This is a genomic window from Streptomyces sp. NPDC094147 (genome assembly GCF_044764265.1).
Classification (GTDB): Bacteria; Actinomycetota; Actinomycetes; order Streptomycetales; family Streptomycetaceae; genus Streptomyces.
Map to the genome: position 1 here is coordinate 179,332 of NZ_JBIWHT010000004.1, position 14,317 is coordinate 193,648.

General features: G+C 70.3%; 10 protein-coding genes. 5 read left to right on the plus strand and 5 right to left on the minus strand.

Annotation, left to right across the window (positions count from 1 at the left end):
* Position 1: 1 nt before the first annotated feature.
* Genes ACIQ8J_RS09885 through ACIQ8J_RS09895 form a run of 3 tightly spaced genes read left to right on the plus strand, consistent with a single transcriptional unit; the run spans position 2 to position 3,572 of the window.
* Complete coding sequence (locus ACIQ8J_RS09885; RefSeq protein ID WP_403265888.1) at positions 2 to 1,039, plus strand: sugar ABC transporter substrate-binding protein; 1,038 nt, start codon at positions 2 to 4, stop codon at positions 1,037 to 1,039.
* 2 nt (positions 1,040 to 1,041) lie between these two features.
* On the plus strand, positions 1,042 to 2,544 hold the full coding sequence (locus ACIQ8J_RS09890) for a sugar ABC transporter ATP-binding protein (RefSeq protein ID WP_403265891.1): 1,503 nt from the start codon (positions 1,042 to 1,044) through the stop codon (positions 2,542 to 2,544).
* Positions 2,541 to 3,572, plus strand: a complete 1,032-nt coding sequence (locus ACIQ8J_RS09895; RefSeq protein WP_403265894.1) for an ABC transporter permease — start codon at positions 2,541 to 2,543, stop codon at positions 3,570 to 3,572. Before ACIQ8J_RS09890 ends, ACIQ8J_RS09895 begins: the two co-directional genes overlap by 4 nt.
* A 15-nt stretch (positions 3,573 to 3,587) precedes the next feature.
* Here ACIQ8J_RS09895 and ACIQ8J_RS09900 read toward each other — a convergent pair whose 3' ends face one another.
* From ACIQ8J_RS09900 to ACIQ8J_RS09920, 5 genes are all read right to left on the minus strand, one after another.
* Complete coding sequence (locus tag ACIQ8J_RS09900) at positions 3,588 to 4,259, minus strand: FadR/GntR family transcriptional regulator (protein WP_403265897.1); 672 nt, start codon at positions 4,257 to 4,259, stop codon at positions 3,588 to 3,590.
* A 119-nt stretch (positions 4,260 to 4,378) separates the two neighbouring features.
* Positions 4,379 to 6,016 (minus strand): FAD-dependent oxidoreductase, encoded by a 1,638-nt coding sequence (locus ACIQ8J_RS09905; RefSeq protein WP_403265900.1) that lies wholly within the window; start codon positions 6,014 to 6,016, stop codon positions 4,379 to 4,381.
* 5 nt (positions 6,017 to 6,021) lie between these two features.
* Positions 6,022 to 7,548, minus strand: a complete 1,527-nt coding sequence (gene glpK, locus ACIQ8J_RS09910; RefSeq protein WP_403265902.1) for a glycerol kinase GlpK — start codon at positions 7,546 to 7,548, stop codon at positions 6,022 to 6,024.
* A gap of 43 nt (positions 7,549 to 7,591) precedes the next feature.
* Positions 7,592 to 8,368 carry an MIP/aquaporin family protein gene (locus ACIQ8J_RS09915; protein WP_403265904.1) on the minus strand — a complete coding sequence of 259 codons (777 nt, stop codon included), beginning with the start codon at positions 8,366 to 8,368 and terminating at the stop codon, positions 7,592 to 7,594.
* A gap of 306 nt (positions 8,369 to 8,674) precedes the next feature.
* Positions 8,675 to 9,439: an IclR family transcriptional regulator gene (locus tag ACIQ8J_RS09920; RefSeq protein WP_403265907.1), complete on the minus strand. Its 765-nt coding sequence runs from the start codon at positions 9,437 to 9,439 to the stop codon at positions 8,675 to 8,677.
* A gap of 300 nt (positions 9,440 to 9,739) precedes the next feature.
* Between ACIQ8J_RS09920 and metH the strand changes: the two genes are divergently transcribed.
* On the plus strand, positions 9,740 to 13,249 hold the full coding sequence (metH, locus tag ACIQ8J_RS09925; protein ID WP_403265910.1) for a methionine synthase: 3,510 nt from the start codon (positions 9,740 to 9,742) through the stop codon (positions 13,247 to 13,249).
* A 130-nt stretch (positions 13,250 to 13,379) separates the two neighbouring features.
* Positions 13,380 to 14,081: an HAD family hydrolase gene (locus tag ACIQ8J_RS09930; protein WP_403265912.1), complete on the plus strand. Its 702-nt coding sequence runs from the start codon at positions 13,380 to 13,382 to the stop codon at positions 14,079 to 14,081.
* The last annotated feature ends 236 nt before the right edge of the window (positions 14,082 to 14,317 follow it).

The following is a 14,317-nucleotide window of genomic DNA, read 5'->3' on the forward strand; positions in this document are numbered from 1 at the left end:
CATGAGAGCGCGTACGACAACTGCCGTCGCCTGCACCGTACTTGTGGCGGCGGCGGTGCTCACGGGCTGCAACCGCGAGTCCGGCGGCGGCACGGGCGGCCGGCAGGTCGGCATCGACCTGCCGCGCAGCGACAGCGACTTCTGGAACTCCTACCAGCAGTACATCGAGAAGGGCGTCAAGGCCGGCGAGGTCTCCGCGCTGCCGCTCACCAACTCCCAGAACGACATCGGCAAGCTGGTCTCCGATGTCACCGCCTTCACCGACCAGGGCGCCAAGGCCGTCGTCATGGCCCCGCAGGACACCGGCGCGATCGCCGCCACCCTGGAGAGCCTGCACCAGAAGAAGATCCCGGTCGTCAGCGTCGACACCCGCCCCGAGAAGGGCGACGTCTACATGGTGGTGCGGGCCGACAACAAGGCGTACGGCGAGAAGGCCTGCAAATACCTCGGCGAACAGCTCAAGGGCAAGGGCAAAGTCGCCGAGTTCCAGGGCGACTTGAGCTCCATCAACGGCCGCGACCGGTCCGAGGCCTTCAAGTCCTGCATGGACAAGGACTTCCCCGGCATCAAGGTCTTCGAGCTCGCCACCGAGTGGAAGGGCGACGTGGCCTCCGCCAAGCTCCAGTCGACCCTCGCCGCCAACCCGGACCTCGGCGGCATCTACATGCAGGCCGGCGGTGTCTTCCTCCAGCCGACCCTGGCGCTGCTCCAGCAGAAGGGCCTGCTCGAACCGGCGGGCACCGCGGGCCACATCACGATCGTCTCCAACGACGGCATCCCCGAGGAGTTCGACGCGATCAAGGCCGGGAAGATCGACGCGACGGTCTCCCAGCCCGCCGACCTCTACGCCAAGTACGCGCTCTTCTACGCCAAGGCCGCCCTGGACGGAAAGACGTTCAAGGAGGGCCCGACCGACCACGGATCGAACATCATCAAGATCCCGAATGGGTACGAGGACCAGCTGCCCGCGCCGCTGGTCACCAAGGACAACGTCGACGACGCGTCCCTGTGGGCCAACCAGCTCCAGAAGAAGAGCTAGCCATGGCACCCGAACCCGCCCTGCACGCCGACGGCATCGTCAAACGCTTCGGGCCCACCGTCGCGCTCGACGGGGCCGGTCTGACCGTGCGGCCCGGCGAGTCGCACGCGCTCGTCGGCCGCAACGGCGCCGGGAAGTCCACCCTGGTCGGGGTGGTCACCGGACTGCACCGCCCGGACGCGGGAACGGTCGCCTTCGGCGGCGCCCCCGCACCGGCCCCCGGCGACCGGGCGGCCTGGCAGTCCAAGGTCGCCTGCGTCTACCAGAAGTCCATGGTCGTCCCGGACCTGACCGTCGCCGAGAACCTCTACCTGAACCGCTTCGAGGGCCGGCGGATCCGCTGGAGCCGACTGCGCCGCAGCGCCGCGGAGCTCCTCGCGGAGTACGGGGTGAACGTCGACCCCGACACCCGGGCCGGTCAACTCCCGGTGGAGCAGCGCCAGTTCGTGGAGATCGCCCGCGCGCTCTCGTTCGGCGCCCGGCTGATCGTCCTGGACGAACCGACCGCCCAGCTCGACGCCCGCGGCATCCAGCGCCTGTTCGCCAAGCTCCGCGAACTCCAGAGCCAGGGCGTGGCCTTCCTGTTCATCTCGCACCACCTCCAGGAGGTGTACGAGCTCTGCACCGCGGTCACCGTCTACCGCGACGCCCGCCGGGTCCTGACCGCTTCCGTCGCCGACCTCCCCAAGGAGGAGCTGGTCGCGGCGATGACGGGCGAGCGGTCGGGCGGCCCCGCGCCTTCCTGGCGGGCGGCGGCCAGGAGCGTACGGGAGACGGAGCCGGTCCTGCGGACCGAAGGGCTCGCGCTGGAGGGGGAGTTCGAGGCGCTCGACCTCGCGGTGCGCCCCGGCGAGGTCCTCGGTGTGGCCGGAGCCGCGGCCAGCGGCAACACCGCGCTCGGCGAGACCCTCGTCGGGATGCGCCGAGCGAGCGCCGGGCGGGTCACGGTGCGCGGCAGGCCGGTGAAACCCGGCAGCGTGCCGCACGCGCTCGACGCGGGCATCGGCTACATCCCCGGGGACCGGCACCGCCAGGGCCTGGTCCCGGACCGCTCGGTCGCCGAGAACGCCACGCTGACGGTGACCGATCAGCTCGGGCCGTGGGGGACCGTACTCCCCTCCCGGACAAGGGAGTTCGCCCGGTCGGTGATCGGCTCGCTCGACATCAGGACGCAGGGGCCCAGGCAGCCGGTGTCGGACCTGTCGGGCGGCAACCAGCAGAAGGTGGTGGTGGCCCGCGCGCTGGCCAGGAAGCCGGTGGCGCTGGTCGCGGTACGCCCCACCGCGGGCGTGGACGTGAAGTCGAAGGACGCGCTCCTCGGCGTGGTGCGGCGGGTCGCCGACGAAGGCAGCGCGGCGGTGATCGTCTCCGACGAACTGGACGACCTCAGGGTGTGCGACCGGGTGCTCGCCCTGTTCCACGGGCGGGTCGTCGCGGAATTCGACAGCGGGTGGACCGACCGCGAACTGGTCGCCGCCATGGAAGGAGTGGGGGAACGGCCATGACCGACACGGCGACCGAAGCGCCGGCCGAGCTGCGGGGGACGAGCCCGCTGCGGAGCCTGGCGCGCATCCGCTGGAGCGACTTCTCCCTCGTCCCGGTGATCCTGGTCCTCATGGTCATCGGCTTCGTCGTCTCGCCGGTGTTCCTGACCTCGGGCAACCTGATCAGCGTCATCCAGCAGTCGTCCGAGCTGAGCCTGCTCGTCCTCGGCGAGGCGCTCATCCTGATCTGCGGCCGCATGGACCTGTCCCTGGAGTCGACGATCGGCATCGCGCCGGTCGTCGCGCTGTGGCTGATCCTGCCCTCGGACGCGCCCGGCGGCCGGTTCGCGGGCGTCGGCCTGCTGCCCGGCTGGACGGCGATCCCGGTGTGCCTCCTGGTCGGCCTGGCCATCGGCGCGTTCAACGGCTTTCTGATGCTGAAGCTGAACGTCAACGGGTTCATCGCCACGCTCGGCATGCTGACGATGCTGCGGGGCCTGCACACCGGCATCACCGAGGGCAGGGCCATCATCGACATGCCGCCGTCCTTCCGCTACCTCGGCATGACGGACTGGCTCGGGGTGCCCGCCGCGGTCTGGATCTGCCTCGCGCTCTTCGCGGCCGGCGGCGCGGGTCTCGCGTGGCTGCGGCACGGGCGGGCGCTGTACGCGATCGGGGGCAACGCGGAGGCGGCCCGCGCGGCCGGCATCCGGGTCGACCGGGTGACCTGGATCGTCCTGGCGCTCGGCGGGCTGCTCGCCGCCTTCGCGGGGGTCCTGTACGCGGGTCACTACGGGTCGGTGGCGGCGGGCCAGGGCAGCGGGTGGATCTTCCAGGTCTTCGCGGCGGCGGTGATCGGCGGGATCAGCCTGAAGGGCGGCCGGGGCACGCTGTTCGGCGCCCTGACCGGTGTCCTGACCCTTCAACTGGTCGTCAACGTCATGACGCTGGGCGGCGTCCCGGCGCTGTGGAACCAGTTCCTGAACGGGGCGATCATCATCGTGGCCCTGGTGATCAGCCGCTTCGCCAGCGGCGAGAAGCAGACGTAGCCCAACCCCGCGGGGTCACAACGTGGACCTCAGCCACTGCTCCACGCTCGCGATGTGCACCGTCGCCCAGGACCGCGCCGCCTCCGCGTCCCGGTCCCGCAGGGCAGTGAGGATCGCCCGGTGCTCGTGCAGCGTGCGGCTCACCGCGTCCTCCTGGGTGAGCCCGCGCCAGATGCGGGCCCGCGTCGTCGGGCCGGAGAGGCCGTCGAGCAGGGAGCAGAGCACCGAGTTCCCCGACCCCGCCACGATGCCCCGGTGGAACTCCAGGTCCGCGGCGACCAGTTCCTCCACCGACGGCGCCGCCCCCAGCGCGTCCAACTGGGCCGACAGCGCGTCGAGTTCGGACTCGGTGATCCGCGACACCGCCATCGCCGTCGCGGCCGGCTCCAGGATGCGGCGCACCGCGAGGAACTCCAGGACCGTGTCGTCGCGGTGGAAGTCCACGACGAAGCTCATCGCCTCCAGGAGGAGCTGCGGGTCCAGGCTGGTGACGTATGTGCCGTCGCCCTGGCGCACATCCAGGATGCGGATCAGGGACAGCGCCCGCACCGCCTCGCGCAGCGAGTTGCGCGACAGGCCGAGCTCGGCGGCGAGTTCGCTCTCCTTGGGGAGCCGGTCGCCGGGGCGCAGCGCACCGGAGACGATCATTTCCTTGATCTTCTCGATGGCCTCGTCGGTGACAGCCATGGACGGCCTCCTCCATACATCCGATGTATGGGGCCCATTATGCGTTCCCGGTGGTCGCGGGGTACGCGAAAGGGGCGGCTCCCTCGCGGAAGCCGCCCCTCACCACGTGTGACGTACCGTCAGATCCTCTTGTTCAGCAGGTCGTCGACCTTGCCGCGGATCTCGTCCGTGGCGAGCCCCCGGATCGTCAGGGTCGTACGGCGGCGCAGCACGTCGTCCGCCGTCTCGGCCCACTCGTGGTCACGGGCGTACACGACCTGCGCCCAGATCTCCGGCGCGTCCGGGTGGATGCGCTCGGCGAGCGCCGCGTCCTCGTTGGCCAGGCGCGCGATGTCGAAGGACAGCGAACCGTAGTGCGTGGCGAGGTGCTTGGCGGTGTCGGCCGACATGCGCGGACCGGGTGCCGGGCCGTCCACCATCAGGCGGTGGGCGACGGCGCGCGGGTTGGCTATGCCGGGCAGCGGCATCTTGCCGGGCAGCTGGGAGATGGGCACAGAACCCTCGGCGTAGTCGCCGAGCGGGCGGCCCGGCAGCTGCTCCAGCTTCTTCATCACCGTACGGCCGATGTGGCGGAAGGTCGTCCACTTGCCGCCGGCCACCGACAGCATGCCGCCGCGGCCCTCGGTGACGACCGTCTCGCGCTTGGCCTTCGAGGTGTCGCCGGGACCGCCGGGCAGGACCCGCAGACCCGCGAAGGAGTACGTGATCAGATCGCGCGACAGCTGCTGGTCGCGGATGGAGAACGCAGCCTCGTCCAGGATCTGCGCGGTGTCCGCCTCGGTGACGCGGACGTCCGCCGGGTCGCCCTCGAACTCCTCGTCGGTGGTGCCGAGCAGGAGCATGTCCTCCCAGGGCAGGGCGAAGGTGATGCGGTACTTGTCGATCGGGGTCGCCAGCGCGGCCTTCCAGGGGGCGGTGCGCTTGAGGACGAGGTGCGCGCCCTTGGAGAGACGGATGGAGGGAGCCGAGTCGGGGTCCTCCATCTTGCGCAGGTGGTCGACCCAGGGGCCGGTCGCGTTGAGGACGAGGCGCGCGTTGACGCCGAACTCCTCGCCGGACAGCCGGTCCTTGAGGTCGGCGCCCGTCACCCGGCCCTTGGTGAAGCGCAGGCCGGTGACCTCGGAGTGGTTGAGGACGACCGCGCCGGCCTCGACGGCGGCGCGGACCGTCATCAGGGCCATGCGGGCGTCGTTCATCTGGTCGTCGCCGTACACGGCCACGGCCTTCAGGTTGTCCGTACGCAGCTCGGGCACGTCCGCCGCGGCCTTCGCGGGGGACAGCAGGTGGCCGACGCCGTCGCCGAAGGCGGACAGCGCCGAGTAGGCGAAGACGCCGGCACCCAGCTTGGCGGCGCCGTGCGGGCCGCCCTTGTACACGGGCAGGTAGAACGTGAGCGGGTTGGCGAGGTGCGGGGCCACCTGACGGGACACCGCACGCCGCTCGAAGTGGTTCTCCGCGACCAGCTTCACCGCGCCGGTCTGCAGGTAGCGCAGACCGCCGTGGAGCAGCTTGGAGGAGGCGGAGGAGGTGGCGCCGGCGAAGTCACCGGCGTCCACCAGCGCCACCCGCAGTCCGGACTGCGCGGCGTGCCAGGCGGTGGAGATGCCCAGGATGCCGCCGCCGATCACCAGGAGGTCGTACGTCGCCTTGGAGAGCTGCTCCCGTGTTTCGGCGCGGCTCGCTGCTTTGAAAGAAGACACAGTCGAACCGGAGGCCGGGTGCGTCCCAAGGGCAGGGACGCTCTGCAGGGTGGTCATGTCGATTACTCCTCGTCCTCGATCCAGCCCATGGTCCGCTCGACGGCCTTGAGCCAGTTCTTGTACTCGCTGTCACGCTGGTCGGCGTCCATGCGAGGGGTCCATTCCGCCGCCCGGCGCCAGTTGGCGCGCAGCGCGTCGGTGTCCGGCCAGAAGCCGACGGCCAGACCGGCGGCGTAGGCGGCGCCGAGGCAGGTCGTCTCGGCGACCATCGGACGCACCACGGGGGCGTCCAGGAAGTCCGAGAGGGTCTGCATCAGCAGGTTGTTGGAGGTCATGCCGCCGTCGACCTTCAGCGCGGTGAGCTCGACGCCGGAGTCCTTCGTCATGGCGTCGGTGATCTCGCGGGTCTGCCAGGCGGTGGCCTCAAGGACGGCGCGCGCGATGTGCGCCTTGGTGACGTACCGGGTCAGACCGGCGATCACACCGCGGGCGTCGGAGCGCCAGTACGGGGCGAACAGGCCGGAGAAGGCCGGTACGAAGTACGCGCCGCCGTTGTCCTCGACCGAGGACGCCAGGGTCTCGATCTCGGCGGCGGTCTTGATCATGCCCATCTGGTCGCGCATCCACTGGACGAGCGAGCCCGTGACGGCGATGGAGCCTTCGAGGGCGTAGACCGGCTTCTGCTCGCCGATCTGGTAGCCGACGGTGGTCAGCAGGCCGTTGTAGGAGTTGACGGGCTTGTCACCGGTGTTCATCAGCATGAAGGTGCCGGTGCCGTAGGTGGACTTGGCCTCGCCCTCCGAGAAGCAGGTCTGGCCGAACAGGGCCGCCTGCTGGTCGCCGAGCGCGGAGGCGACCGGGATGCCGTCCAGGACGCCGCCCTTGGCGTGTCCGTACACCTCGGCGGAGGAGCGGATCTCGGGCAGCACGGCCGCCGGGATCTCCATGGAGGAGAGGATCTTGTCGTCCCAGGCCATCTCGTGCAGGTTCATGAGCAGCGTGCGCGAGGCGTTGGTGACGTCCGTGACGTGCACACCGCCGTCGGTGCCGCCGGTCAGGTTCCAGATGACCCAGGAGTCCATGGTGCCGAAGAGGATGTCGCCGCGCTCGGCGCGCTCGCGCAGGCCCTCGACGTTGTCGAGCAGCCAGCGCACCTTCGGGCCCGCGAAGTACGACGCGAGCGGCAGGCCGGTCTCGCGGCGGAAGCGGTCCTGGCCGACGTTGCGGCCGAGCTCCTTGCAGAGCGCGTCGGTGCGGGTGTCCTGCCAGACGAGCGCGTTGTGCACGGGCTCGCCGGTGTTCTTGTCCCACAGCAGCGTGGTCTCACGCTGGTTGGTGATGCCGATCGCCTTGACGTCGGCGGCGGTGATGCCCGCCTTCTCGATCGCGCCGGCCACGACCTCCTGGACGTTGGTCCAGATCTCGGCGGCGTCGTGCTCGACCCAGCCCGGCTTGGGGAAGATCTGCTCGTGCTCCTTCTGGTCGACCGAGACGATCCGGCCGTCCTTGTCGAAGACGATGCAGCGGCTGGAGGTGGTGCCCTGGTCGATGGCCGCGATGAACGGGCCGGTGCTGTGCGTGTCGCTCATGGGGTGCTCCTGGGAAGTCCGAAGGGGGGCGCGGTGCGTCTCGTCAGGCGAAGGCGATGTGGTAGATGCCACCGGCGACCGCGCCGCCGATCAGCGGGCCGACGACCGGGATCCAGGCGTAGCGCCAGTCCGAACCGCCCTTGTTGGGCAGCGGCAGCAGGGCGTGCACGATGCGCGGGCCGAGGTCGCGGACCGGGTTGATGGCGTAACCGGTCGGGCCGCCGAGCGAGAGGCCGATGCCGACCACGACGAGCGCGGTGATCAGCACACCGATGACGCCGAGGCCCTTGCCGTCGCCGTTGAGGCCCTGGGTCAGGATGGCCAGGACCAGGACGGTGGTGGCGATGATCTCCGTGACCAGGTTCTGCACCGTGTGGCGGATCTCCGGGCCGGTCGAGAAGACGCCGAGCACCGGTCCCGCCGCGCTCTCGCGGGCCTCGACCGACTTGCCGTCGTCCAGGATCTCGGGGTCGGTGAGGTGCGCGTGGAACTGGCCGTAGTAGGCGAGCCACACGAGCACCGCGCCGAGCATGGCGCCGAGCAGCTGTCCACCGAGGTACACGGGGACGTCGCTCCACTGGGTGCCGCCCTCGATCGCGAGACCGAGGGTCACCGCGGGGTTGAGGTGGGCACCCGAGAGCGGTGCGGAGATGTACGCACCGGTCAGCACCGCGAAGCCCCACCCGAAGGTGATCGCGAGCCAGCCGGCGTTCCGCGCCTTCGAGCGCTTCAGCGTGACGGCGGCGCACACGCCACCGCCCAGCAGGATGAGAACGGCGGTACCGATGGTCTCGCCGATGAAGATGTCGTGGCTGGACATCCGCGACTCCTTTGTCCTTCGTCCAGGGGGAAACCCCAACAGGCAGAGCACCGGGTCCCTCCGGTGATCCGCGCCCTCAATGGCTGAGAGCTGCCGGCCCATGGCGTTGTCACACTCTAACTCGTATTGCCGGTAGGTGTTCGACAATGCCGACCGTTGACCGGCAGTTTTCCCCCGGGTCAACGCGACGTCAAGACTTCGGTGGCCGGAATCCCTGATCGTTACCACCTGGTACGAATCGACAAACCAGGCCCCGGTTCGACGGCCAAGATCATGTACTGCTACGGGGCCGCCGCCACCGGCCCGCTAGAAGCGGCCGGCGCCCAGGTCGCGCGAGACCGCGCGGGCGCAGTCCCGTACCGCCGCCACCAGCTCGGGCCGGACCTCGCCGCCCTGGCAGACCCGCTCCACGGCGCCCGTGACGCCCACCGCGCCGACCGGCATCCGGCGCCGGTCGTGAATGGGCGCGGCCACCGAGGCGACGCCGTCCCAGGTCTCCTCGATGTCCGAGGCCCAGCCGCGCGCCCGGGTCAGGTCGAGCAGCTCCTCGAAGTCCTCCGCCAGCGTGACCGTGCGCGGCGTGAACGCCTCGTGCGCGTTCTCCACGGCCTCGGTGTGCGCCACCGGGTCGTACGCGGAGAGCACCTTGCCCAGGGCCGTGGAGTGCAGCGGCTGCATGGCGCCCACCTCCAGGACCTGGCGGCTGTCGTCGGGCCGGAAGACGTGATGCATGATCAGCACGCCCTGCTGGTGCAGCACCCCCACGTACACGCTCTCGCCGCTGGACCTCGCCAGGTCGTCCGTCCACACCAGGGCGCGGGCGCGCAGCTCGTGGACGTCCAGGTAGCTGTTGCCCAGACGCAGCAGCTCCGCCCCCAGCTGGTAGCGGCCCGAGGCCGGATCCTGCTCCACGAAGCCCTCGGCCTGCAGGGTCCGCAGGATGCCGTGCGCGGTGCCCTTGGCCAGACCCATCGCGGAGGCCACCTCGGACAGGCCGAGCCGTCGCTCGCCCCCCGCGAGCAGCCGCAGCATGGCTGCCGCCCGTTCGAGCGACTGGATGTTGCGCGCCATCGCGCTCCCTCCCTTTCGGGCACTGCTGAACCGGCTGTCGCCGCTGAAGCGGCCGGTTCCGAATCGACTGGTTCGACAATGCTGAACAGTATCGGCCGTTGTCGACCCTGTGTCACCGCGAGTGCCAACCCTCGCTCCTTATCGGACGGGTGCCCGAGCCCCTCCCCACAGGCGCCGGAGGGCCGTCCGCCCCCTGATACACCTGAGCGGCGCCCCGGCTCACCCGGTTACGCTGGCGGCGTGCGCCCTCCCTCCGGAAGGCGCAAAGCCGACAGCCGTCGCACTCCAGGGAGCACATCCATGGCCTTGTTGCCGACCCCTTCCGCTGACAGCCGGACCCGTATCGACGCCCTCCGTGCGGCGCTCGCCACCCGGGTGGTGGTGGCCGACGGCGCCATGGGCACCATGCTGCAGGCGCAGGACCCGACCCTGGAGGACTTCCAGGACCTCGAAGGCTGCAACGAGGTCCTGAACGTCACCCGGCCCGACATCGTGCGCTCGGTGCACGAGGCGTACTTCGCGGTCGGCGTGGACTGCGTGGAGACCAACACCTTCGGCGCGAACCACACGGCGCTGAGCGAGTACGACATCGCGGAGCGCACCTTCGAGCTCTCCGAGTCCGGCGCCCGGATCGCCCGCGAGGTCGCCGACGCGTTCACCGCGTCGAGCGGACAGCAGCGCTGGGTCCTGGGTTCCATGGGCCCCGGTACGAAGCTGCCGACGCTCGGCCACATCGGCTACACCACGCTGCGCGACGGCTTCCAGGCGAACGCCGAGGGCCTGATCGCCGGCGGCGCGGACGCCCTGATCGTGGAGACCACCCAGGACCTCCTCCAGACGAAGGCGGCCATCCTCGGAGCGCGCCGCGCGATGGAGGCGGCCGGGGCCGACCTGCCGCTGCTGTGCTCCCTGGCGTTCGAGACGACCGGCACGATGCTGCTTGGCTCCGAGATCGGCGCCGCGCTGACCGCGCTCGAACCGCTCGGCGTGGACATGATCGGCCTGAACTGCTCGACCGGCCCCGCCGAGATGAGCGAGCACCTGCGCTACCTCACCCGCCACTCCCGCATCCCGCTCCTGTGCATGCCGAACGCGGGCCTGCCCGTCCTCACCAGGGACGGCGCCCACTTCCCGCTCGGCCCCGAGGGCCTGGCCGACGCGCAGGAGAACTTCGTCCGCGAGTACGGCCTGTCCCTGGTGGGCGGCTGCTGCGGAACGACCCCGGAGCACCTGCGGCAGGTCGTCGAGCGGGTCCGGGACGTCGAGCCGGGCGTGCGCGATCCGCGCCCCGAGCCGGGCGCCGCCTCGCTCTACCAGACGGTGCCGTTCCGCCAGGACACCTCCTACCTCGCGATCGGCGAGCGGACGAACGCCAACGGTTCCAAGAAGTTCCGCGAGGCCATGCTGGAGGGCCGCTGGGACGACTGCGTGGAGATGGCCCGGGACCAGATCCGCGAGGGCGCCCACATGCTCGACCTCTGCGTCGACTACGTGGGCCGGGACGGCGTGGCCGACATGGCCGAGCTGGCCGGCCGCTTCGCGACCGCCTCCACGCTGCCCATCGTCCTGGACTCCACCGAACTGCCGGTCATCGAGGCCGGGTTGGAGAAGCTCGGCGGGCGCGCCGTCATCAACTCGGTCAACTACGAGGACGGGGACGGACCCGATTCGCGCTTCGCGAAGGTCACCAAGCTGGCCGTCGAGCACGGCGCGGCGCTGATCGCGCTGACCATCGACGAGGAGGGCCAGGCCCGTACCGTCGAGACCAAGGTCGCCATCGCCGAGCGGATCATCGCCGACCTGACCGGCAACTGGGGGGTGCACGAGTCGGACATCCTCATCGACACCCTGACCTTCACCATCTGCACCGGCCAGGAGGAGTCCCGGGGCGACGGCGTCGCCACCATCGAGGCGATCCGCGAACTCAAGCGCCGCCACCCGGACGTCCAGACCACGCTCGGACTGTCCAACATCTCCTTCGGCCTGAACCCGGCCGCCCGGGTCGTCCTCAACTCCGTGTTCCTGGACGAGTGCGTCAAGGCCGGGCTCGACTCGGCGATCGTGCACGCGAGCAAGATTCTCCCCATCGCGCGTCTGGAGGAGGAGCAGGTCAAGGTCGCCCTCGACCTGATCTACGACCGGCGCGCCGAGGGCTACGACCCGCTGCAGAAGCTCATGGAGCTCTTCGAGGGCGTCAACATGAAGTCGATGAAGGCGGGCAAGGCCGAGGAGCTCCTCGCGCTGCCGCTGGACGAACGCCTCCAGCGCCGCATCATCGACGGCGAGAAGAACGGCCTGGAGGCCGACCTGGACGAGGCCCTCCAGGACACCCCAGCCCTGGACATCGTCAACAACACCCTGCTCGCCGGCATGAAGGTGGTCGGCGAGCTCTTCGGCTCGGGCCAGATGCAGCTGCCGTTCGTGCTCCAGTCCGCCGAGGTCATGAAGGCGGCGGTGGCCCATCTGGAGCCGCACATGGAGAAGTCCGACGCGGAGGGCAAGGGCACCATCGTGCTCGCCACCGTCCGGGGAGACGTCCACGACATCGGCAAGAACCTGGTCGACATCATCCTGTCCAACAACGGCTACAACGTGGTCAACCTCGGTATCAAGCAGCCGGTTTCGGCGATCCTCGAAGCCGCCGAGGAGCACCGCGCGGACGTCATCGGCATGTCCGGCCTGCTGGTCAAGTCCACCGTGATCATGAAGGAGAACCTGGAGGAGCTGAACCAGCGCAAGCTGGCGACCGAGTACCCGGTCATCCTCGGCGGCGCGGCACTGACCCGGGCCTACGTCGAGCAGGACCTGCACGAGATCTACGAGGGCGAAGTCCGCTACGCCCGCGACGCGTTCGAGGGCCTGCGCCTCATGGACGCCCTCATCGGGGTGAAGCGCGGAGTCCCCGGCGCCGTACTGCCGGAGCTCAAGCAGCGCCGCGTCGCCCAGCGCGACACGGCGGTCCTGGAGGCCAAGGAGCCCGAGGGCGCGGTGCGCTCCGACGTGGCCACCGACAACCCGCTGCCCACCCCGCCGTTCTGGGGCACCCGCGTCATCAAGGGCATCGGTCTCAAGGAGTACGCGTCCTGGCTGGACGAGGGCGCCCTGTTCAAGGGCCAGTGGGGGCTGAAGCAGGCCCGCGCGGGCGGCCCCAGCTACGAGGAGCTCGTCGAGACCGAGGGCCGGCCGCGGCTGCGCGGCTGGCTGGAGCAGCTGCACACCCGCAACCTGCTCGAAGCGGCCGTCGTCTACGGCTACTTCCCCTGCGTGTCCAAGGGCGACGACCTGATCCTGCTGGGTGAGGACGGCTCCGAGCGCACCCGCTTCACCTTCCCGCGCCAGCGCCGCGGCCGCCGGCTGTGCCTGGCGGACTTCTTCCGCCCGGAGGAGTCCGGCGAGGTCGACGTGGTCGGGCTCCAGGTGGTCACGGTCGGCTCGAAGATCGGCGAGGCCACCGCCGAGCTCTTCGAGGCCAACTCCTACCGCGACTACCTCGAACTGCACGGCCTGTCCGTCCAGTTGGCCGAGGCCCTCGCCGAGTACTGGCACGCCCGGGTGCGTTCCGAGCTCGGCTTCGCGGGCGAGGACCCCTCGGACGTGGCGGACATGTTCGCGCTGAAGTACCGCGGCGCCCGCTTCTCGCTCGGCTACGGGGCCTGCCCCGACCTGGAGGACCGGGCGAAGATCGCCGAGCTGCTCGAACCGGAGCGGATCGGCGTCCACCTCTCCGAGGAGTTCCAGCTCCACCCCGAGCAGTCCACCGACGCCATCGTCATCCACCACCCCGAAGCCAAGTACTTCAACGCCCGCTGACGGGGCGGGGGCGGAAATTCAACGCGCGTTCAGCGGGCCGGACGTACACTGGTCGGCCCAGTAAAGGCCGGTCGCTTTTCCCAGCTGGGGAAGGCGACCGGCCTTCTCGTCCCTCCAGGAGGTGTGCCGGATGACCAGTACGGTCCCCGCAGCCATGACCCTTATGGCCGAAGGCTCCCCCCTTCAGGCCGTCTTCCTCGACATGGACGGCACCCTCGTCGACACCGAAGGCTTCTGGTGGGATGCCGAGCGGGAGGTCTTCGCGGGCCTCGGGCACACCCTGGACGAGTCATGGCGCCATGTGGTGGTCGGTGGCCCGATGACGCGCAGCGCGGGCTTCCTCATCGAGGCCACCGGCGCCGACATCACGCTGGCCGAGCTGACCGTACTGCTCAACGAGCGCTTCGAGCAGCGCATCGGGAGCGAGGTGCCGCTGATGCCGGGCGCCGCCCGGCTGCTGAGCGAGCTCGCCGCCCACAACATCCCCACCGCCCTGGTCTCCGCCTCGCACCGCCGCATCATCGACCGGATCGTGCAATCGCTGGGCCCGGCCAACTTCGCCCTGACCGTCGCGGGCGACGAGGTGGCCCAGACCAAGCCGCACCCCGAGCCCTACCTCCTCGCGGCCCGCGGGCTCGGCGCCGACCCGGCGAGGTGCGCGGTCGTGGAGGACACCGCGACCGGCGTCGCCGCCGCCGAGGCGGCCGGCTGCCGGGTGGTCGCGGTGCCGTCGGTGGCCCCCATCGAGGCCGCCGCGGGCCGGGTCGTGGTCGGCTCGCTCGAAGAGGTCGACCTGGCCTTTCTGCGGACCTTGATCACCCGGGCGAACTGACCCGGACACCGAGCGTGCTCCGATGAATGCGGTGGAAACTCATCGCAGCCGCGCGTTCATTTTCCGTGACGTCCCCGAGGCGAATTCACACCCTGTCAAAGGGGCCCCGGTGGTGACGTTCATCACCCCGCAGGGGGTCGACAGGGGTCCGGACCGGTGCATCCAGGGCCCCCGGAGGTGCCCTTGTGTCCCGATTGGTGATCTCGTGTACGAAACATTCCGGTACCCCGATATCG